Origin of the sequence: Cupriavidus sp. DF5525, from assembly GCF_040149425.2 — a bacterium.
GTDB lineage: Bacteria > Pseudomonadota > Gammaproteobacteria > Burkholderiales > Burkholderiaceae > Cupriavidus > Cupriavidus pickettii_A.
Genome location: NZ_CP168265.1, coordinates 937,952 through 957,702, shown reverse-complemented (window position 1 = coordinate 957,702; position 19,751 = coordinate 937,952). Strand labels below are relative to the sequence as shown.

The following is a 19,751-nucleotide window of genomic DNA, read 5'->3' as shown; positions in this document are numbered from 1 at the left end:
GGGCGTGTTTCAGCCCGGCGAGCATTCGCCGCGCATCAGCGCCCACTCCTCGCACTGCTTGCCGGACGGAAAAGTGCAGATGCCAGTCTGGCCGCCGGGCGTCGACACGATCTGCAGCTTGCCGCCGCGTTGCGTGCAATTGACCGAGGCGGGGTTCGCCATGCCGATGGCGGCGCCGGTGTCTGCCGGGCGTTCTGCAGGCGTGGTGGCGCAGCCAGTCGCGCAAATGGCGCCGGCCACCCACAGTGCGGTACGAACGCACATCGCGATCTCCGTGTCGAGGTGAAGGAGAGGCGGCGGACCGCCCAAAGCAAAGAGCCGGCGCAAGTTATTCCCCCCAGCTATTCATACATAGTTAGGGCTAGATAGGTGGCTCCTCCCCCCCAACACCCCTGAAAGAGGGGTGTTTTTTTATCATCCGTTTTGCGAAGCTATGCCCTAAGTGTCCATACGATGTAGTACGCACGAGCGTTGTACATCGCAGCACTGATTGTTTCGAGTAGCCGGCTTTCTTTGAAAGCCGAGTAGCCGGTGGGGTCCGGGGGAGGGACGGATGAGGCGTCGGGCTGTGGATAACTTGACTCTGGAACGCTGGCGGGCCCTGGATGCACTTGGGGTGTTGGAGAAGTTGGGGTGCTACATGAAAGCCGATAGCTCCTACGAGCCGGTCAGTGCCCACGATACCCAGCGCTGCCACGTCAGCATAGATGGACGCGACTTCGAACTGCTCGTTCGAGGGCCCAAGTTCTACGACACCCGGCTCGGCCGTGGCGGAGGTGGTGCGGTCGATTTGGCCATGCATTTGCACAACCTCGACTTCAAGGACGCCACTGCGCTGCTGCGCAGCCTGGGTGTTTAGGTCCCATGTTCGTGACCGTCAAGGCCCGCGTCTACACCGACGCCACCGGCGTCTATATGGAGCTCCCCGTTCTCCTGACGCCAGCCGGCGTGCTGGAGCCGTTGCTCGACTACTGCCTCTATCGCAGCCACGACCGGAGCCTGACGTGGATGACGAAGGTGAATCGCTCGGTGCGGATGTTCCTCGAATACCTGCAAACGAACCCGGCCGAGCGCGACACCTACCGCCTGTTCCAGAACTTCGCCCAGCGGCTATACACCGGGACCTTCGACCGGGAGACCAGGCTCGACCCCAGCGGCTTGTGCTGGCCGCCACGCTCGCCGCAGGATGCCTCACACATCATCACCCACCTCTCCGACTTCTTCGATTGGCTCGGCAAGATGCGACCCGAGGCGGCCAAGGTGAATCCCCGCTATGCCGGGGGTGCCTTCGACCGACAGACTGACGAGGTGGCCTACCAGTACCGGCGCAGCCAGGCTTTCCTCGGGCACACCTGGGCGGAGAACGCATCCCCCGCCGAGACCGGGTACCTTGTGCGAGGTCGACGCCTGCCCAAAGTCGAACGGAGCGACCCGCCGGCCTTCCCGGAGGAGCGCTTCGAGGAACTGCTGGTCAAGGGATTTTGCGCGGCCGGGCGCTACGACTATCGCAGCATGCTCATCACCCTGCTGCAGCACGGCGCAGGCTTCCGCGAATCGGAGCCGTTCCACCTCTACATCTCCGACGTGTTCCCGGACGCCGCCAACCCGCGCCAGGCCCAGGTCCTCATCCACCACCCGAGCCACGGTGCCGCACCCGCCGATTGGCGCGACGAGCGGGGACGACCACGTCAAGGCAAGCGAGCGGAATACCTCGCCCACCACTTCGGCCTAGTGCCCCGCACCGACCTGATGGACCGCCGGCACGCCGGCTGGAAGGGCGGCACGCACGATGCGGCCTTCTACAAGCAGGCGTACTGGTTCGTGCCGGAGTATGGCGAGTGGTTCCTGCAACTCTGGCATCGCTACCTCGAACAGGTCGCCCGTGTCGAGCGCGACCACCCCTTTGCCTTCATCAATCTGAACCGCGAGCCCGTCGGCGCCATGTACACGCTCACCCAGTACAACAAGGCGCACGCCGCCGCGTGCGAGCGCATCGGGCTCAGGGTGAGCAAGGCGCTGGGCACGACGCCGCACGGTCACCGCCACGCCTACGGCCGGCGGCTTAGCAACGCTGGCGTGGGCAAGCCGTTCATCCGCCGCTTCATGCATCACGCCTCGCTCGAGAGCCAGGAGGTCTACACACAGGCGAACACCCGCGAGACCGTGGCTGAGCTCGAAGCAGCCGCGCAGCGGCTGCGTGACAAGTACGCAGGGTCACAACCGGCTTCAAGTCTGGTGCTGCCCGACATCGAACTCAACCAGTGAGGAACTCGCATGGCCAAAAAGAAGACGACGACTGCGCCAGAGGCGTCTGCCACTCCCGTCGGAAGGGATAAGGGTGTACCGCGCGAGACGGACATGACCCTCGGCTGGGTCGAGCGCGACTATCCGCAGCTCGCCGCCTGGCGCGCCCTGGCGGTGGAGTGGCTGAAGGGCGAAACACGAAACATCCATGGGCGGCTGCACGCTCTGACAGCATTCCTTGAGCGCTATCTAATCCAACAGGGCTTGCCTCTTGACCCAGCGGTATTCCTCGCGCGGACCACCCTCCCGCCCGACTTCTACCGGACGGCCTGCCCTGACTCCAAACACGGCGTTGAATACAACAACGCCGTCCACGCCTTCCTGGACTTCGTGCTGCGGCGCGAGTTCAGTACAGCCGCCGACGACGGCCAAGTGGTGGTCTCACCGGCCTTCCACAACCCCGTGCCTCGGAGGTCCCAGAGCGGTCTGCCCAAGCGCGACGAGAGCGTGCACTCGCCGCTCCCCTATGGCTATATCAACGAACTGAGGCAGATGCTCGCGGCGGGGCCGCACTTTCGCGACTGGCAGTGGGCGCAGGATGCGCTGGGGGTCGCGCTCGGTCAAGGCGGGCGCGTTGCGCCCGACTGGTTCGAGGTGACCGAAGACCGGATTGACCGGAACGACCCGGACTGCGTGTGGAGGGTCCGCAAGGTAAGCCGAAACTATCGTGGTGGCCAGGTGCTGGAGATGTGGAGCCCGGTCCGCTGGGTGGCGTTGCTCGTGAAACTCATCCTGCCGCTGCGCACGTTCCAGGTGCGCATGCTCGACTCGGGGGAGACCGATACCTGGCGCTACGTGGCGGGGAACTGGACTTTGAATTCGAGCCGGCTCGCGCAGGGCAGCGAACGCCGGCCGCTGCAACAGGGGGTGTTCCGTCGCAGCGACGCGCTCGCGGATGGCAAGGCCGTCTCGGTCGTGCTCTACGTCAACACCAACAAGACCGCCGACATCGCCAAGTCCGGTTCCGAGAAGGGCTACGTCCTGCCGTGGTCCTTCGGCGGACCGGTGCATCAGGACGTCATCTACTGGCTGGAGAAGCTGCGCGACTGGCAGGAGAAGTACCACCCGGTAGCGCGGCGCACGGCCTGGACGGAACTGGACGCCCGCCACCTCAAGGCAAAGAGTAAAGTGCAACTGGCGGGCTATCCCGACACCTGCTTCCTCTTCCGCTTGCCGGAGGCCAGCGAGGGCGAGCGTCATCTGCCTATCCGTGATGGAGGGCTGGATGGTGGCTGGTTCGCGTTGCTGGGAGCACTGGAACAGCGACTCGCCGACCGAGGTGAAACCCATCGCAATGGCTCACCAATTAGGTTTTTGCCTCCGGTCGAAGAGCGGTCAGGCTATCCGACAACCCTCTTCCCCTTGCACAGCCTGCGCGTTTCCCTTGTCACTGCGCTGGCGCTCGAAGGCCAGGTGCCATTCCCTGTGCTGCAAAAGCTGGTCGGCCACAGCCGCCTGCTGATGACTCTCTATTACACAAAGCCCGGTGCCACCCACATCCGCGACGTGCTACTCGGCGCGGCGGAGCGGCTGGAGGCGAACAAGGAAGCCAGCATACAGAACTTCCTGCTCGATACCGAGCACGACCAACTCCTGCAGCAGGCCATCTCCAACAGCGTGCCCAGCCTCGCCGCCGCCATCCCGCAGCATCCGGCCGCGCGCAACCCGGCGGGCTGGATGCCGATGCACCACGGACTGTGTCTGGTCGGGGGCAACACCAGCGAGGGCGAGGATATTGGCTCGGTGGGCGGCTGCTACAACGGTGGGCCGAACCTTGGCTCACAGTCATCCCCGAAGTACGGGCCCGTTCCGGGCGGCAGTCGCAACTGCGTGCGCTGCCGCTGGTTCGTGACCGAGCCGCACCACCTGCCGGCGCTGGCCGCCCACTTCAACACGCTCGCGTATCACTTCGACGAGGCGCGCAACGCCTGTCTCACTCGGGAAAGCGAGCTTCAGGAGCTGAAGAAGCAGAAGGCCGACGCGGAAGACGCCTGCCAGCCGTTTGCCTGCCTGGACGCCTACCGGCAGGCCGAGCGAGTGTGGGAGAGCGCCATGAAGCGCTTCAGCGACCTCGCCGAAGACCTCGTGGCCTGCTGGCGTCTCATCGAGCGCTGCAAGGCGGCACTCGAAGCTCTGCAGGGCGACGGCACGCAATTGGTGGCCGCCGGCACGGTGGGCGACGTGCATGTCGGCTTCGAGGAAACGGAGTCGGAATTGCTCCAGCTCGCCGGGGTGTGCGAAAACGTCGAGGTCTACCCCGACCTCGAACCCGGCAAGGCGGTGTTCCGCCGCAGCCAGTTGCTCGACGCGGTGCTCTACCGTGATGACCTGCCGCCCGTGTTCATGCTGCTGAGTGAACAGGAGCAATTGCTCGCCGGCAACGCCTTCCTGCGCAGCTTGGCGCAGCAGATGAACCCGGCGAATCCCGCGCTCGGCCAGCGCCAAGTGATTCGCCTCATGGATGCAGGCGTGAGCCTCAGCCAGCATTTCGATATGGACCTCGCCTCGCTGCTGCCCAGGACGAATCGCATCCGGGCGTTTCCCGCCGGGCACCAGGCCCTCACGGGAGATGAAGCATGAACGGGAAAACGGACATCCACCCCGACGCGGTCGTGGAGTCGCTGCTCGCCAAGGGCGGGCGCTCGAACCGGCGCGCAGGCCTGGCAAAGATGCAAGAGCTTTGCCGTCGGCAGCATGAGACCGGCTCGCGCGACTTCTCGCTGCCCGCCATTGGTCGGCTGGCCGAAGCCGAAGGCATCATGAAGGGCCGCGTGCTCTACAACGCCCAGTCCGCTGACTATCGAACACTCATCGAAGCCTGGGGGGCCTACGCCGGGCCGCCTGCGCCCAAGCCGCCGAAGACGCTAGCGAGCCACGAGTACCTGATGCGCATTGAGGACCCGGCCATTCGCTCCATCATGCAGGCCATCATCGCCGAGCGTGACAAACTCAAGGCGCAACTCAATGTCCTGAAGGCCAACACTCAGGTGACTGTGGACCGGCGTCCACTGGGCGCAGCCATCGCGGCCGCGCCTGGAACGCAGCCGGTGACGGTGCTCGCCCCGTCCGCGCAACTCACACCGTCTGAGCGCGAAGCCTTACGGAATGCGGTGTCGGCCGACTATCTCGAAAACCAGGGCCTCCGCGAAGGCAGCCACGGTGAAATCGTCAACGCGCGTGGCCGGACAGTGTTTGAGGTGGGGTTCGCGCGAGCGATTCGAAAAGTGCTTGCATAGGCGAAGCAAAAATGAAAGGAGGAGAGGACAACATGAGTGTGGCTTATTACCTTGCCTGCCTTGAATCCGGGCGCTATGTGTGGGTAGGGGCATTAGGTCCGGACTGCCAAGCTATGCCCGAAGGGCAAGCCGGCGCCATATCGCGATTTGCGCTGGCCCATCGTGGCAAGCCGCTGGCTGTGGTAAGTGATACCCATCCTATCCTTGATGAGGGGGAGGAATGGGAGGCATTGCCCGAAACGTAACATGCCCAGAGCAAACATCACCAGGTCGGGGCGAATACGAAGCGGCAATAAAAAAGCACCGGCGTTATCGCCGGCGCTCTGAAGTTTCGGTGCATTACGATGTAGACATACATCGCAGGCATTTAGGGCGCAGAACCCTTCCTTTGCTACGTTCTTGGCAGTGGCACCAACGAACTATGTACCTTTAGGGTATAAGTCCTTGCGCCGGCTCTCTTGCGTATTACAGGTAGACGATCAACGCCACGCCCACCACGATCAGCCCGAACTTGGCCACGTAGTAGGCCTTGCGGTTCCAGGCCTTGAAGCGCCGCCGGTATTGCCCGCCCAGCCAGACGAAGCGGAACAGCCGGTTGATCATGCCGGTCTGGTCATGCTCGTCGTTAGGCGAGCTGGCCGCGGTCATGACCTTGCGGCCCATCCAGTGGTTGAACTTTGTCGCCCAGCCATAGCGCATCGGACGCTCGATATCGCAAAACAGGATCAGCCGGTTGGCGTCGCTGCGGTTCTCGGCCCAGTGCAGGTAGGTTTCGTCGAACACCACGCCTTCGCCGTCGCGCCAGCTGTGGCGCTCGCCGTCGACCTCGATATAGCAACGGTCGTCGTTGGGCGTGGCCAGGCCCAGGTGGTAGCGCAGCGAACCGGCGAACGGGTCGCGGTGCGGGTTGAGCTTGCCGCCCGGCGGCAGCTCGGCGAACATCGCGGCCTTCACGGTCGGCAGTTCGCGCAGCAGCGCAACCGTCTTGGGGCACAGCACTTCGGCCGACGGGTGCTGGGCTTCGTACCACTTCAGATAGAAGCGCTTCCAGCCGTACTTGAAGAAGGAATTGAAGCCGGCATCGTCGTTCTTTTCCGCGGCCTTGATCTTGCGCATCGCGGCCAGCGCCAGGCCTTCGTCGCGGATTTCAGGCCAGGCGGCGCGCAGCTTTTCCAGGTCGGGGAATTTTTCGACCGGAATATACGGGGTGCGCGGCACGCCCGAAAACGCGTACATAAAGCAGTTGATCGGCGCGACCAGCGCCGAATGGTCCAGCAGCTGGCGCCAGATGCGCAGGCGCACCTTGCCGCGGAAGTGCACATACAGGATGGCACCGAGGTAGCCCGCGACGATTATCCACTTGATCACCGAAATCCTCCTGGTCAACCGTCACCGCCGCAACACAAGCGCTGCGGGCAGGCTGGGTGAAAACCGGTATTTTAGCGAAACGGCAGGCGCACCGCAGCTTGAGCCGGATGCGGCACATGGCCCCGGCCGCGGCCGGGTGCCCAGCAGGTGCGTTCAGGACTCGCCGCGTGACTGGCGGGCGATGCGCTCGATCAGCGCCTGCGCGTCGTCGGGCAGGCCCTGCAACGTCAGCAGGCGCGCATTGAGCACCAGGTTTTCCAGCACCAGCTTGGCGGTGGAGGCCCACATCGTGGCCAGCAGCGCCTCCGTTGGCAGGCCGGACGCTTCCATCTCGACCGAGCGCTCGGCGATCAGCCGGCATGCCAGACGGCGCAGCGCGCCGTCGTCGAACGGCAGGTCGGCGTAGTCGATCGGGTCTTCCTTCTCTACTTCCACCATCAGTTGCAGCAGGGTGTCTTCTGTCATGGGGCAGACTCCTGGCAAGGCAAAATTACCAAACTACACGCGGAAATCCGCAGCCATGTCGGCATCGGTGCGCGCCTCCAGGCGGCCCGAACGGCACGCGGCCACGAATTAATCGTAGTCTCGCTCGACCTGGTCGGCATAGCCGTTGGCATAGCCTACCATCGCGTCGGCCATGCGGTCGCTGCGGCCCAGGTAGCCGCTGATCTCGGCGCCGAGGCCACTGGCCTTGGCGTGCGCCCGCGCCAGCACCCAGCCGCACAGCGCCGCGTACCTCGGCGTCCATCAGCTCGATCTGGCGATCATGCGGCCGTAGCGCAGCGGCACCAGCCGCGGCACCCGGGCCTTCGCTGCTGGTCTCCAGCAGCGCCACGGGGTCGCGGTCGACGTTGCCGATGGTGTCATGCGCGCCACGCGGCACCTGCTGGCGCAGGGCCTTGCCACGCTCACAGCGTGCCTCGACCTTGTCCGTGGATGCGGGCGCCCCTTCCGCTTGCCGTATCGCCACAATGCCTCCCCTGCCGGCGCCGCCGCGGTTGCCCTTTGTGCAGCATCTGCAACGAAGCTAATGCAGCGCGCCGCGGCTTGTCAATCGACAGGCCGCGGCGAGAGCGAGGCGGGACGCTTACAGTGCCGGCGGCTGGCGGCGGAAGCCCACGCCGAAGCGGTTCCAGGCGTTGATGGCCGAGATCAGCAGCGTCAGGTCGGCCATTTCCTTTTCCGAGAACTGCTCGCGCAGCGCGTTGTAGTCCGCGTCCGGCGCCTGGCTTTGCGGCAGCAGTGTCAGTGCCTCGGTCCAGGCCAGCGCGGCGCGCTCGCGCGGGGTGAACCAGCTCACCTCGCGCCAGGCGGGCAGCAGGTTCAGGCGGCGCTCGCTTTCGCCATGCTTGCGGGCGTCGGCCACGTGCATGTCCAGGCAGAAGGCGCAGCCGTTGATCTGCGAGGCGCGGATCTTCACCAGTTCCTTCAGGCTGGATTCCAGCGAGCAGCGCGCCAGGTAGACCTCCAGTCCGATCATCGCCTTGTAGGCGTCCGGGGCCACGTCCTGCCAGTTCATCCGTTCTTCCATGGTGGTTCTCCAGTTCGTCAGGGTTGGATCCTTGCAGGCACCTGGCGCGTTCTGCCGGTGCCCGTTGGAATGAAAGATAGGCCTCCAGATTGGCGCCGTACACGGCCAATTTACGGCAGACTTGGTAGACCAATTTCCCCCGCCCCGGACCGCCATGGAACTGCACCTCGCCCTGGACCAGGCCAGCGACCTGACCGCGCAGATCGTCCACCAGATCCGCGACGCGATCCAGGCCGGTCGCCTGGAAGCCGGAGCGCGCATGCCGCCCACGCGCCTGCTCTGCACCCAACTGGGCGTGGCGCGCAAGACCGTGACCACCGCCTATGAGCGCCTGGTCGCCGAAGGCTGGCTGCATGCCCGCGTCGGTGACGGCACCTATGTGGCCGAAGGGCTGGCCCGGCCGCCCGTGCTCTTGGCGGCGGCGCCGGTGCTGCCGCCCGCGGTGCAGCGCTGGATGGCGGTGGAAACGCCCTTTCTCGGCCCGGCGGGCGCGGCGCGCTATGCCTTCCAGCCCGGCCAGTCCGATACCGCGCGCTTTCCGCACGAGGCGTGGTCGCGCTGCGTACGCGCGGCACTGGCCGCCGAGCGGCAACGTCCGGCCGGCCCGGCCGATCCCGCCGGCGAGATGGCGTTGCGGCAGGCCATCGCCCGCCATATCGCCTTCACCCGCGGAGTGCAGAGCGCACCCACCGATATCCTGGTCAGCGGTGGCTCGCAGCAGGGCATCGACCTGATGGCCAGGCTGGTGCTCGGACCGGGCGCGGTGGTGGCGATCGAAGATCCGGGTTATCCGATGGCGCGTGCGCTGTTCCAGGGAATGGGCGCACGCGTGGTGCCGGTGCCGGTCGACGGCGAAGGGCTGGTGGTGGCGGCGCTGCCGAACGACGCCACGCTGGTCTACGTCACGCCCTCGCACCAGTCGCCGCTGGGCGTGCCGATGAGCCTGGCGCGGCGGCAGGCGCTGCTGGACTGGGCCGCGCGCTGTCATGCGGTGATCCTGGAAGACGACTACGACAGCGAATTCCGCTACGGCGGGCAGGCGCTCGACGCGCTGCAGACGCTGGATCGGCACGGCTGCGTGGTCTACCTCGGCACCTTCTCGAAAACGCTGGTGGCCAATCTGCGCGGCGGCTACATGGTGGTACCGCCGTGGTTGATGCCGGCGGCGCGCAAGGTCAAGCACCTGATGGACTGGTACACGCCGACGCTGATCCAGCAGGCGCTGGCGCGCTTCCTGGCCGAGGGACACCTGCTGCGCCATATCCGGCGCTCGCATGTGCGCCACACGCCAGCGGCGCGCGCGCTTGCTGGCGCGACTGCATGGCGACCTGTCGCCGTGGCTGGAGCCGCTGCCGGCGATCGCTGGCTTCCACCTGGCGGCGCGGCTGCGCGTGCCGGTGGCGACCGAAACGCTGGTGTCGATGGCGCGGCTGGCTGACCTGGAGCTCGCCACGCTCGACCCGTTCTATGCACAGCAGCCCGCCACCTGCGCAGGCCTGTTGCTGGGCTTCGGCGCGATCGATCTGCTCGCTATCGACCCCGCACTGGACCGGCTGGCAATGGTACTCTCTGCGCTGGCACCGTTACCGCCACATGCCGCGTGATGCACGCGGCACGGAAATCGCACCAGGTGATGCATGCCGCGCTCGCGACATGCCGGTGACATAGCGCCGCAGTCATACTAGTGACCGCAAATATGCCGTGAACAAATCGGACGAGCGCCAGTCTTACTCGCTCATTCGCATTTCCACACACCACCAGAGTAGCGTTCATGACCAAGCGTTTGTTGTCCGCCATGCGTCAGTACGCATGGTTTGCAGGGGTGAAGCATCATGTCGTGCAGGGCGTCGAAGCCCTGGCGGAACTGCTCAAGTCCCCTTCCGCCGCGGCGCGCGCCGTCGCGGCCATCGTTGCCGAAACCGAGCACGGCGTACAGGTCTGGGTCTCGTACTTCGGCAAGCCGCTGGACCCGCACACCAACTACGTGCTGTGGCCGAACCGCGCGCTGCGCCCGGCGCGGCGGCGCATCCAGCCCTCTCCCATCGAACAGTTGCAGATGCGACGACGGCGCGACGACTAGCCGCGCCACGCTTTGCCGCATCGCTGCAGCGCCCCGCCGAAGCACGGCGCCGGGCGCTGGTGGCGCTCACGCGTCGGCCAAGCGCCGCAGCAGGTTGCGATAGACGCCGGTCAGCCCGATGACCGCTTCGTGCACCTGGCCGAGTGTCTGCGACACCTGCCTTTGCAGGCGGCGGCTCCACTACAATGGTTTTGCTGTTCCCGTCCCCGACAAGGAGAAGACATGTCCGAACCGCTACATGACGAAGCGTTGGTCAATCTCTACCTGGAACGTATTTCGGCCCTTTCGGTGAGCGCCTTCGATGGTGCCGATGTCAGCGGCGAACTCGATACGGTGATGCGCGAGGCGGTAACGAAATGCCAGGCCGCCGGCGGTCCGCAGGCGCAGGGAACGCTGACCGTGCTGGCCTCGCGGCTGCGTGAACGCGCGCAGGCCGCCGACCGCGAAGACCAGCCGCTGGTGCGCGATACGTTCACGCGCGCGGCGGAACTGGTGCGCGCATAGACGCCAATGGTTGCGCGTCGCGCAGTATTACATCGAAGCTGTGAGAGTCAATCTGGCCGGACGGCCTATAGGGCAACGCCTTGAAGGATTGCGGCGAATGCCGCGAAAGGCGTTGGTTGCGGGGGCAGGACTTGAACCTGCGACCTTCGGGTTATGAGCCCGACGAGCTGCCAACTGCTCCACCCCGCGTCTGAAGAAAAAGATTATGTCTGATTCACACGCGCATGGCAAGCATTATCTTTGCCTGCGCGTGAAATCGTTCGTGCCTGCATGTTTGCGCGTGCCGCGCTTCATGCGATGCGCTTCAGTTTGCCGTCCAGTTCATGCGCCATGAGCGCGGTCTCGACATAGAGCGGTTGACCTGGCCCAGCGCTTCGAGCTTGGTGTCGAACGAACGATTGGGAAAGGGATTGTGGCGTCCTGCGAGGATCTCGCCGTCGGTGCGACGGATGATCTCGACCAGGATGGCCCACTTGCCCTTGGGCAGCGCAATCACTTCATAGACGATCTTGTAGCCTTCATATTCCGGCATGGCGGAGGCACTCCTTGTGCTGCAATGGCGAGCGAGACTTCGCCCGTCCGCTTCCAGCGTAGGAATGCCGGCCCCAATCAAAAATGATCCAGGTCAATGACGATGGATCACGGTTTGATATAAGCCGTTGCGCCAATCGCAATGGCGCATCCAGGTGCGCCACAAGGCCTGCATGCCGCGCGCAGGTATCACACCGGTGGCCCGAGCAGGCGGTCCACCAGCGCATAGCCCGCACCGAATGCCGCCACTTCCGCCGCATGGCGCGTGGCGAACTGTTGCGGACCGCTGGCAAGCAGCTCGGTATCGCCTGCATCGGCAGGGTCTGCCCCCTCCTGCGACACCCGCACTTCATAACCCCATCGCCCGATACTGCCCCCGCCTTGCGGCGACACCAGGACATAGACGTCCATGCCGCGATACTCCTCGACGCGCCAGTCTGCGTGTTCCATGCAATTTGCTCCAGGGTCGGATATGGTGGTGCTGCTTCGAGCCTAGGAGGCTGCACGTGCGTGTGCAAGGTATGACGCAGCAATCGCGCTGTCAGCGAGCGATCTGGAATGGAACTGGGGGGAAACGAGGAGGACGAACGGAGAGCGGAGAAACAAAAAGGGCTTCCGTTTCCGGAAGCCCTCTTCTTTCTACATAGGTGGCGCGGCTGGCAGGATTCGAACCCACGACCCCTTGGTTCGTAGCCAAGTACTCTATCCAACTGAGCTACAGCCGCACTCGAGAAAAGAGATTATATCTGAGTTTTGGATTTTGTGAAGCCCCTCCGCAACTTTTTCTCATTTTTTTGTGATGTGGGCCTCCCGCCAGCGTTTTTCTATAATGAGTACCCGAAGAAGTGATCCGGACCATGAACAAGGCATTTGTCAAAGAGTCGTCTGGCGACGAGGACGACGACCTCCCCGAAGGCGCAACGCCGCTACCTCCCGGCACCAAGAACTACATCACCGCCGGAGGCTACAACCGCCTGCGCAATGAATTGATGCAGCTGATCGACGTCGACCGGCCCGATGTGGTGCAGATCGTGTCGTGGGCGGCATCCAATGGCGACCGCTCCGAGAACGGCGACTACCTGTACGGCAAGAAGCGTCTGCGCGAAATCGACCGCCGCATCCGCTTCCTGACGCGCCGACTGGACAAGGCCGAGGTGGTCGACCCGTCCCTGCAGGGCGACAACGACCAGATCTTTTTCGGCGCCACCGTCACCTATGTCAATCGCGCCGGCGAAGAAACCACCATCACCATTGTCGGCATGGATGAAGTCGACCTGGACAGCAACCACGTAAGCTGGATCTCGCCGATCGCCAAGGCACTGATCAAGGCGCGCGAAGGCGACACCGTGGCGTTGCGCACGCCTGCCGGGGTCGAGCAGATCGATATCCTGGAAGTCCGCTACCCGACGCCGCGCGGCGCCGAGTAAGCGCGCGCCGCCGGCGGCGGCGCTCAGCCGCCGTCGTTGCGGTCGCGGAAGATGCGGATGACGTCGGGGTTGCGGCGCAGCCCGCGCATCACGTTGGCAAGGTGCAGGCGGTTCTGCACCTGAATGAGGAACTGCATGTACGTGGCTTCCTGGTGGCTGCCGTCCTGCTGCTCCATCGCCACGTGCGCGACGTTGGCGTCGGCGGCGGTCAGGTCCGCCGCGACGCGCGCGACGATGCCCTTGACGTTGCGCACCATCACCTTGATCGACACATCGAAGGCGCGCGTGGTCTTCTTGGCCCACATCACGTCGATCCAGTGCTCAGGATCCTTGCTGTGCAGGCGCTTGGCGATCCTGCAATCCTGCACATGGATCTGCAGCCCTTCGCCCTTGCCCAGGTAGCCAACGATGGAGTCGCCGGGGATCGGGCGACAGCACGCCGAGAAGATCATCGACATGCCTTCGTCGCCGGTGATCGGCACCGCCGGCGCTTCTTCGCCGGCAAAGGTCTGCACCGCCGCCAGCAGCGCGCTGTCGACGTCGCCGGACAGCTCCTGCAGCAGGATCTCCATGCGCTTGGCCACCACCGCAGGCACGCGTCGGCCCAGCGCTAGGTCGGCGAAGATGTCTTCGCGGTGCTTGTTGCCGGTCCACTGGATCATGCGGTCCCACACCGACTGCGGCACGGCCTTCAGCTCGATGCCGAGCTAGCGCGCGGACTGTTCCAGCAGGCGCTCGCCGAGCTGGATGGCCTCGTCGAGCTTGGTGGTCTTCAGGTAGTGGCGGATCGCCGCGCGCGCCTTGCCGGTGCGCACGAACGACAGCCAGGCCGGATTGGGCTTGGAGTACGGCGCCGTCACCACCTCGACGATATCGCCGCTCTTGAGCTCGGTGCGCAGCGGCAGCAGCTCATTGTTGATCTTGACCGCGACGCACTGGTTGCCCAGGTCGCTGTGCACCGCGTAGGCAAAGTCCAGCGCGGTGGCGCCGCGCGGCAGCGCGCGGATATGGCCCTTGGGCGTGAACACGTAGACCGCGTCCGGGAACAGGTCGATCTTGACGTGCTCCAGGAACTCCTGCGAATCGCCGGTCTGGCTCTGGATATCGAGCAGCGACTGCAGCCACTGGTGCGCCTGCTGCTGGATATCGTTGGCGTGATCGGCCTGGTGCTTGTACATCCAGTGCGCGGCCACCCCCGCCTCGGCGATCTGGTGCATGTCGCGCGTGCGGATCTGGAACTCCACCGGCGTGCCGAACGGGCCCACCAGCGTGGTGTGCAGCGACTGGTAGCCGTTGATCTTGGGGATGGCGATGTAGTCCTTGAACTTGCCAGGCATGGGCTTGTACAGCCCGTGCAGCGCGCCCATCGCCATGTAGCAGTGCATCTGCGTTTCCACCACCACGCGGAAACCGTACACGTCGAGCACCTGCGAGAACGACAGCTGCTTGTCGTGCATCTTGCGGTAGATGCTGTAGAGCGTCTTCTCGCGGCCAGACAGTTCGGCCACGATGCCGGCGTCGGCCAGCGCCTTCTGCGCGGCCTCCAGGATGCGCCTGACTACCTCGCGCCGGTTGCCGCGTGCGGCCTTGACGGCTTTTTCCAGCGTGGCATAGCGGAACGGCGAGCCGACCTTGAACGACAGTTCCTGCAGTTCGCGGTAGATCGTGTTCAGACCGAGACGATGCGCGATCGGCGCATAGATCTCCATGGTCTCCACCGCGATGCGGCGGCGCTTCTCCGGCGGCACGAAGTCGAGCGTGCGCATGTTGTGCGTACGGTCGGCCAGTTTCACCAGGATCACGCGCACGTCGCGCGCCATCGCCAGCAGCATCTTGCGGAAGCTCTCCGCCTGCGCCTGCTCGCGGCTCTGGAATTCGAGCTTGTCCAGCTTGGTCAGGCCATCGACCAGTTCGGCGACCTTGGGACCGAATTTCTCGGCCAGCTCGCTCTTGGTGATGCCCTGGTCTTCCATCACGTCGTGCAGCAGCGCCGCCATGATGGACTGGACGTCCAGCTTCCAGTCCGCGCACAACTCGGCCACCGCCACCGGATGGGTGATGTAGGGCTCGCCGCTCTGGCGGTACTGGCCGAGGTGGGCCTCGTCGGAAAACTGGAAGGCTTCGCGCACCCGCGCCAGGTCGGGCGCCTTCAGGTACGCGAGCTTTTCCATCAGCCGGGTGATGGAAATGACCTGCTGGCGCGGCGGTACCGCCGGCTGCGAGGTCGGGCCGAAGAAGTGCCGGTATGACTGCGCCAGCACTGCATCGATAAACAGACTGTCCGCCGCCGGCTGCGTCGTCTGCTGCACCGCGGCCAGTTCGTCCTGCACGGCGGCGCCCCTGGCCTTGGCCGGCGCCAGCGCGACGGCGCGTTCGCCGACGACATCGTCGCCGAGCGGATCGGGCAGATTGGGAGCGCCGGTGCGCGCGTTCACGGAAGACTGGCCCGGAATGGTGCGCTTACGCGCCGTGGGCGGAACCGCATCCCCATGCGCCTCCCCGCGCGGGTGCGCAGGCACCACGGCTGTCGGCGACGGCTGGGTGGGAGGCTTGGAGGGCGGATGGGGCGAAGGCATGGCGGCGGCCCGGGAAATCCGGCTGGATACGTGCTGGCACGATGCGAGGATGAGCCATGGGCCGCCTGGTCGATCAGGTCGGGACCTTTTTCAGCATCTCGATGCCGACCTGGCCCGACGCGATCTCGCGCAGTGCCACCACGGTCGGCTTGTCCTTCGCTTCGACCTTGGGCGTGTGGCCCTGCACCAGCTGGCGCGCACGATACGTGGCCGCCAGCGCGAGCTCGAAACGGTTCGGAATGTGTTTCAGACAATCTTCGACGGTAATACGCGCCATATCAAATCCACCTTGGGACAAAACCTTGTGTTGGGTTGCCATTTTACAGCACGCGGCGGAAAACGCCGGCGGCGCCTCCGCGCGCATGCATCGGCTCAGTGAATGCCGAGCTCGATAAACAGCTCCGAGTGCCGCGCCTTCTGCGACGAAAAGCGCAGACGGGTGGCCCTGACCACGTTGCGCAACTCCTCCAGCGCATCGTCGAAGACTTCATTGATGATGACGTAGTCCGACTCCGACGCGTGCGACATCTCGCTGCCCGCCGCCAGCAGCCGGCGCACGATTACGTTGGGCTCGTCCTGGCCGCGCTTCTTCAGGCGCTCTTCCAGCGCGGTCAGCGACGGCGGCAGGATAAAGATCTCGACCGCGTTGGAAAAACGCTGGTGCACCTGCTGCGCACCTTGCCAGTCGATTTCCAGCAGCACGTCGTTGCCCAGCGCCATCTGTTGCTCGATCCACACGCGCGAGGTCGCGTAGTAGTTGCCGTGGACCTCGGCCCACTCCAGGAACTCGCCGCGGTCGCGCGCGGTGCGGAAGGCGTCGACGGTGACAAAGTGGTACTCGCGCCCGTCCTGCTCGCCAGGGCGCGGGGCGCGGGTGGTGTGCGAGATCGACAGGCGGATGGCCGGGTCCTGCGCCAGCAGCTTGTTGACCAGCGTCGACTTGCCGGCTCCGGACGGCGCCACCACCATGAAGAGGTTGCCGGGGTAGACGGTATCGATGGCAGTGTGAGGCGCAGTTTTAGACGTTGGGCTCATGATGATTCTGGTGACAGTCTTTATTCGAGGTTCTGGACCTGCTCGCGCATCTGCTCGATCAGCAGCTTGAGCTCCATCGAGGCATCGGCCAGTTCCTTGGCCGCGGCCTTGGAGCCGAGCGTGTTGGCCTCGCGGTTGAGCTCCTGCATCATGAAGTCCAGGCGCTTGCCGACCTGGCCGCCCTTCTTCAGGATGTGGCGCGTTTCGTTCAGGTGCGCCTGCAGCCGCGACAGCTCTTCGGCGATATCGATGCGGATGCCGTAGACCGTGGCTTCCTGGCGGATGCGCTCGGCGATCTCGTCGCGGCTCATCGACGGCATGCCGTTGGGCGCGGCCAGGTTGAAGGCTTCCTGCAGGCGCTCCGTCAGCTTTTCCTGGTGGTGCGCGATCAGTTGCGGGATGGTCGGCGTCAGGCGCTCGACGATCGCCAGCATGGCGTCGACCCGCTCCATCAGCGTGGCCTTGAGCGCGTCGCCCTCGCGGCGGCGCGCTTCCAGCAGTTGGTCCAGCGCCTCGCGCGCGGCGCCCAGCACGGCTTCGCGCAGCGAATCCTGCGACAGCTCGGGCTCGACCAGCACGCCCGGCCAGCGCAGGATCTCGCCCATGCGCAGCGTGCCGGCGCTGGCGAAGGTGGCGGCCACCGTGGTTTCCAGCGCGCGGATCTGCGCCAGCAGGCCGTCGTTGAGCGCCAGCGTGGCGCCGCCGGCGTCGGTGCGCTGCAGGTTGATGCGGCATTCCAGCTTGCCGCGCGACAGTTCGGCCATCAGCATTTCGCGCAGAGCCGGCTCGAAGGCGCGGCACTCTTCCGGGGCCCGGAACAACAGGTCGAGGAAACGCGAATTGACAGTGCGGAATTCCACCGAAACTGACGCCGTGCGCCCGCTGGGGTCGCCCTGCGCGTTGGTCAATGGCGCCTGGCGCGTCGCCAGGCCATAGCCTGTCATGCTGTGGATCATTGGATATTCTCGTGAATGGGGGCGGCCCCGGGGCGCTGGCGGCCCGCAGACGCCCTCCTCGAGCCTCCCGCGACCGGATCCGGGAGCGCACTCAAAACGTTGAAAGGAGGGCAATAATGCCCGTATTTGTGTTCTTTACAAGTGACCGATTAGCCCGGACAATCCGGAGGCAATTCAGGTCCCTATTCCCATGACAGAGTCCAAGGGCACGACACAACCGAAGAGTGCACCGCTGCCCGTCGGCACGCTGTTGTCCAACTATCGTATTGTAAAGAAGTTGGCCAGCGGGGGGTTCAGTTTCGTCTACCTGGCCACCGACGAGACCGGCGCACCTGTTGCCATCAAGGAATACCTGCCGTCGTCGCTGGCGCGGCGCAACCCGGGCGAACTGATCCCCGTGGTGCCCGAGGAAAACGCCGCGGCGTTCCGGCTGGGCCTGAAGTACTTCTTCGAAGAGGGCCGCTCGCTGGCCCGCATCTCCCATCCCAGCGTGGTGCGCGTGGTGAACTTCTTCCGCGAGAACGCCACGGTCTACATGGTGATGAACTACGAGCTGGGCAAGACGCTGCAGGAGCACGTGCTGGCGGCCCGGCAGCAGGGCCGCGCCAAGGTGCTGCGCGAGCATTTCATGCGCAAGGTCTTCCACGACCTGATGAGCGGCCTGCGCGAGGTGCATATCCACAAGCTGCTGCACCTGGACATCAAGCCCGGCAACATCTACCTGCGCGAGGACGAATCCCCGATCCTGCTGGATTTCGGCGCCGCGCGGCAGACCCTGACCATGGAAGCGGCCCGCTTCCAGCCGATGTACACCCCCGGCTTTGCCGCGCCGGAGCTGTACGGCAAGCATTCCGAGCTGGGCCCCTGGACCGACATCTACAGCCTGGGCGCGACACTCTACGCCTGCATGGCTGGCATGCCGCCGCAGGAAGCCAACCAGCGCGAGAAGGACGACCGCATGGGCGAGGCAGTGCTGCGGCTGCGCAGCAGCTACACCAACGGCCTGGTGGACCTGGTCGAATGGTGCCTGCGCCTGACCCCGTCCGAACGCCCGCAGAGTGTGTTCCGGCTGCAGAAGGAGCTGCGCGAGCAGACCAATGCGCTGGGCGAGCAGGCTGCGGCCCAGCCGCCGGTGCCGGCCGAGCGCCCCGCCCCGACCTCGCGCTTCCTGACGCTGCTGCGCCGGCGTGACGAGCCCGCCCCCGGCGCAAGCGTCGAATAAATCACAACCTGCCACGCCCCCGGCGCGGCCAATTTATTAGATTTCCCGAGCCAACATGCGATTCTCTGTCTACCAGGAAAGCAGGAAAGGCGGCCGCCGCATCAACCAGGATCGCATGGGCTACTGCTTCACGCGCGATGCGCTGCTGATGGTACTGGCCGACGGCCTGGGCGGCCACGCCCATGGCGAGGTCGCCGCGCAGCAGGCGTTGCAGACGCTGGCCCGCCAGTTCCAGGCCCAGGCGCGCCCCACCGTGCGCAACCCGGCGGAGTTCCTGCAGGACACCATCATGCTGGCGCACCGCGAAATCCACCGCTACGCGGAAGCCCACCGCATGGCCGACGTGCCGCGCACGACCGTGGTCTGCTGCCTGGTACAGCACGGCCAGATCCACTGGGCGCACGCGGGCGACTCGCGCTACTACCTGCTGCGCAAAGGCCGGCTGCTGACGCGCACGCGCGACCACTCCAAGATCGAGAACCTGCTGCAGCAGGAGCGCGTGCTGCCGATGCAGGTAGCCAACCACCCCGAGCGCAACAAGCTCTACAACTGCCTGGGCTCGCCCAACCTGCCGCTGATCGACCTGGGCGGGCCGGTGCGGCTGGAGCCGGGCGACGTGGCCCTGCTCTGCTCGGACGGGCTGTGGGGCAGCCTGGAAGAGCCGGTGGTGGTGGACAAGCTCTCGCGCCTGTCCGTGGTGCAGGCAGTGCCGGCGCTGATCGAGCAGGCGCTGCAGAACGCCGGAGAAGGCGCCGACAACACCACCGGCATCGCCATGATGTGGGAACTGGACAGCACCACCACCGGGCAGGATGCGGTGATGACCGACACGCTGCCGCTGAATGCCTTCACCACGTCGATCCTGGAGCGCACCGGGTCGGACAGCGACCTCCTGTCCGAGGAGGAGATCGAGCGCTCGATCGCCGAGATCCGCGCCGCAATCGACAAGACCAGCAACCTGATGCGCTGACGCCGTACGCG

The 19,751-nt window shown here is 65.3% G+C and carries 20 protein-coding genes, 2 tRNA genes and 3 pseudogenes; 11 read left to right on the top strand and 14 right to left on the bottom strand.

The window, feature by feature from the left end; genetic code table 11:
• Window positions 1-9: 9 nt before the first annotated feature.
• The gene (locus tag ABNX08_RS04605) at window positions 10-264 is read right to left on the bottom strand and encodes a DUF333 domain-containing protein (RefSeq protein ID WP_022533988.1); all 255 of its coding nucleotides are present in this window, start codon (window positions 262-264) and stop codon (window positions 10-12) included.
• Between the two features lie 376 nt (window positions 265-640).
• Here ABNX08_RS04605 and ABNX08_RS04600 point away from each other — a divergent pair, with 376 nt between their 5' ends.
• The 5 genes from ABNX08_RS04600 to ABNX08_RS04580 are packed head-to-tail and all read left to right on the top strand — an operon-like array spanning window position 641 to window position 5,785.
• Complete coding sequence (locus ABNX08_RS04600) at window positions 641-859, top strand: hypothetical protein (RefSeq protein ID WP_349609528.1); 219 nt, start codon at window positions 641-643, stop codon at window positions 857-859.
• Between the two features lie 5 nt (window positions 860-864).
• On the top strand, window positions 865-2,265 hold the full coding sequence (gmtY, locus tag ABNX08_RS04595) for a gamma-mobile-trio recombinase GmtY (protein WP_349609530.1): 1,401 nt from the start codon (window positions 865-867) through the stop codon (window positions 2,263-2,265).
• A gap of 9 nt (window positions 2,266-2,274) precedes the next feature.
• Complete coding sequence (locus ABNX08_RS04590) at window positions 2,275-4,884, top strand: VPA1269 family protein (protein WP_349609532.1); 2,610 nt, start codon at window positions 2,275-2,277, stop codon at window positions 4,882-4,884.
• Window positions 4,881-5,540: a gamma-mobile-trio protein GmtX gene (gene gmtX, locus ABNX08_RS04585; protein WP_349609534.1), complete on the top strand. Its 660-nt coding sequence runs from the start codon at window positions 4,881-4,883 to the stop codon at window positions 5,538-5,540. Before ABNX08_RS04590 ends, gmtX begins: the two co-directional genes overlap by 4 nt.
• Window positions 5,541-5,572: 32 nt before the next feature.
• Window positions 5,573-5,785 (top strand): hypothetical protein, encoded by a 213-nt coding sequence (locus ABNX08_RS04580; protein WP_349609536.1) that lies wholly within the window; start codon window positions 5,573-5,575, stop codon window positions 5,783-5,785.
• Between the two features lie 220 nt (window positions 5,786-6,005).
• Here the strand turns inward: ABNX08_RS04580 and lpxO are convergent, their stop codons facing one another.
• The 4 genes and pseudogenes from lpxO to ABNX08_RS04560 all read right to left on the bottom strand — a co-directional run bounded on the left by lpxO (window position 6,006) and on the right by ABNX08_RS04560 (window position 8,439).
• The gene (lpxO, locus tag ABNX08_RS04575; RefSeq protein ID WP_022533987.1) at window positions 6,006-6,908 is read right to left on the bottom strand and encodes a lipid A hydroxylase LpxO; all 903 of its coding nucleotides are present in this window, start codon (window positions 6,906-6,908) and stop codon (window positions 6,006-6,008) included.
• 153 nt (window positions 6,909-7,061) lie between these two features.
• Window positions 7,062-7,373 carry a hypothetical protein gene (locus tag ABNX08_RS04570; RefSeq protein WP_022533986.1) on the bottom strand — a complete coding sequence of 104 codons (312 nt, stop codon included), beginning with the start codon at window positions 7,371-7,373 and terminating at the stop codon, window positions 7,062-7,064.
• Between the two features lie 33 nt (window positions 7,374-7,406).
• Window positions 7,407-7,643, bottom strand: a pseudogene (locus ABNX08_RS04565) (DUF2252 family protein); the annotation flags it as partial.
• A gap of 352 nt (window positions 7,644-7,995) precedes the next feature.
• Window positions 7,996-8,439 carry a carboxymuconolactone decarboxylase family protein gene (locus ABNX08_RS04560; protein ID WP_022533984.1) on the bottom strand — a complete coding sequence of 148 codons (444 nt, stop codon included), beginning with the start codon at window positions 8,437-8,439 and terminating at the stop codon, window positions 7,996-7,998.
• 154 nt (window positions 8,440-8,593) lie between these two features.
• On the opposite strand from ABNX08_RS04560, the pseudogene ABNX08_RS04555 reads away from it, so the two are divergent.
• Window positions 8,594-10,043: pseudogene (locus ABNX08_RS04555) on the top strand (PLP-dependent aminotransferase family protein).
• 167 nt (window positions 10,044-10,210) lie between these two features.
• Window positions 10,211-10,519, top strand: coding sequence for a hypothetical protein (locus ABNX08_RS04550; RefSeq protein WP_022533982.1), 309 nt, complete (start codon window positions 10,211-10,213; stop codon window positions 10,517-10,519).
• 66 nt (window positions 10,520-10,585) lie between these two features.
• Here the strand turns inward: ABNX08_RS04550 and ABNX08_RS04545 are convergent, their stop codons facing one another.
• Window positions 10,586-10,675, bottom strand: a complete 90-nt coding sequence (locus ABNX08_RS04545; protein ID WP_022533981.1) for a hypothetical protein — start codon at window positions 10,673-10,675, stop codon at window positions 10,586-10,588.
• 66 nt (window positions 10,676-10,741) lie between these two features.
• Between ABNX08_RS04545 and ABNX08_RS04540 the strand changes: the two genes are divergently transcribed.
• Window positions 10,742-11,023 (top strand): hypothetical protein, encoded by a 282-nt coding sequence (locus ABNX08_RS04540; RefSeq protein WP_022533980.1) that lies wholly within the window; start codon window positions 10,742-10,744, stop codon window positions 11,021-11,023.
• 113 nt (window positions 11,024-11,136) lie between these two features.
• Here the strand turns inward: ABNX08_RS04540 and ABNX08_RS04535 are convergent.
• The 4 genes from ABNX08_RS04535 to ABNX08_RS04520 form a co-directional block, all read right to left on the bottom strand.
• A tRNA-Met gene (locus ABNX08_RS04535) sits at window positions 11,137-11,212 on the bottom strand.
• Between the two features lie 115 nt (window positions 11,213-11,327).
• The gene (locus tag ABNX08_RS04530; protein WP_022533979.1) at window positions 11,328-11,555 is read right to left on the bottom strand and encodes a hypothetical protein; all 228 of its coding nucleotides are present in this window, start codon (window positions 11,553-11,555) and stop codon (window positions 11,328-11,330) included.
• 188 nt (window positions 11,556-11,743) lie between these two features.
• Window positions 11,744-12,004 carry a hypothetical protein gene (locus tag ABNX08_RS04525; RefSeq protein ID WP_022533978.1) on the bottom strand — a complete coding sequence of 87 codons (261 nt, stop codon included), beginning with the start codon at window positions 12,002-12,004 and terminating at the stop codon, window positions 11,744-11,746.
• A 198-nt stretch (window positions 12,005-12,202) separates the two neighbouring features.
• Window positions 12,203-12,279, bottom strand: a tRNA-Arg gene (locus ABNX08_RS04520).
• 132 nt (window positions 12,280-12,411) lie between these two features.
• Here ABNX08_RS04520 and greB point away from each other — a divergent pair.
• On the top strand, window positions 12,412-12,981 hold the full coding sequence (gene greB / locus ABNX08_RS04515) for a transcription elongation factor GreB (protein WP_022533977.1): 570 nt from the start codon (window positions 12,412-12,414) through the stop codon (window positions 12,979-12,981).
• Between the two features lie 23 nt (window positions 12,982-13,004).
• On the opposite strand, the pseudogene ABNX08_RS04510 reads toward greB, so the two are convergent.
• The 4 genes and pseudogenes from ABNX08_RS04510 to ABNX08_RS04495 all read right to left on the bottom strand — a co-directional run bounded on the left by ABNX08_RS04510 (window position 13,005) and on the right by ABNX08_RS04495 (window position 17,548).
• Window positions 13,005-15,416: pseudogene (locus ABNX08_RS04510) on the bottom strand (bifunctional (p)ppGpp synthetase/guanosine-3',5'-bis(diphosphate) 3'-pyrophosphohydrolase).
• 214 nt (window positions 15,417-15,630) lie between these two features.
• A complete protein-coding gene (gene rpoZ, locus ABNX08_RS04505) occupies window positions 15,631-15,834 on the bottom strand; it encodes a DNA-directed RNA polymerase subunit omega (protein WP_006578656.1) in 204 nt (67 codons plus the stop codon).
• Window positions 15,835-15,929: 95 nt separating this feature from the next.
• Complete coding sequence (gmk, locus tag ABNX08_RS04500; RefSeq protein WP_022533975.1) at window positions 15,930-16,592, bottom strand: guanylate kinase; 663 nt, start codon at window positions 16,590-16,592, stop codon at window positions 15,930-15,932.
• 20 nt (window positions 16,593-16,612) lie between these two features.
• A complete protein-coding gene (locus tag ABNX08_RS04495; protein ID WP_349609541.1) occupies window positions 16,613-17,548 on the bottom strand; it encodes a YicC/YloC family endoribonuclease in 936 nt (311 codons plus the stop codon).
• A 190-nt stretch (window positions 17,549-17,738) separates the two neighbouring features.
• On the opposite strand from ABNX08_RS04495, the gene ABNX08_RS04490 reads away from it, so the two are divergent.
• Together ABNX08_RS04490 and ABNX08_RS04485 are read left to right on the top strand one after the other, a co-directional pair.
• Complete coding sequence (locus tag ABNX08_RS04490) at window positions 17,739-18,770, top strand: serine/threonine-protein kinase (RefSeq protein ID WP_022533973.1); 1,032 nt, start codon at window positions 17,739-17,741, stop codon at window positions 18,768-18,770.
• A 55-nt stretch (window positions 18,771-18,825) separates the two neighbouring features.
• The gene (locus tag ABNX08_RS04485; RefSeq protein WP_022533972.1) at window positions 18,826-19,740 is read left to right on the top strand and encodes a PP2C family serine/threonine-protein phosphatase; all 915 of its coding nucleotides are present in this window, start codon (window positions 18,826-18,828) and stop codon (window positions 19,738-19,740) included.
• The last annotated feature ends 11 nt before the right edge of the window (window positions 19,741-19,751 follow it).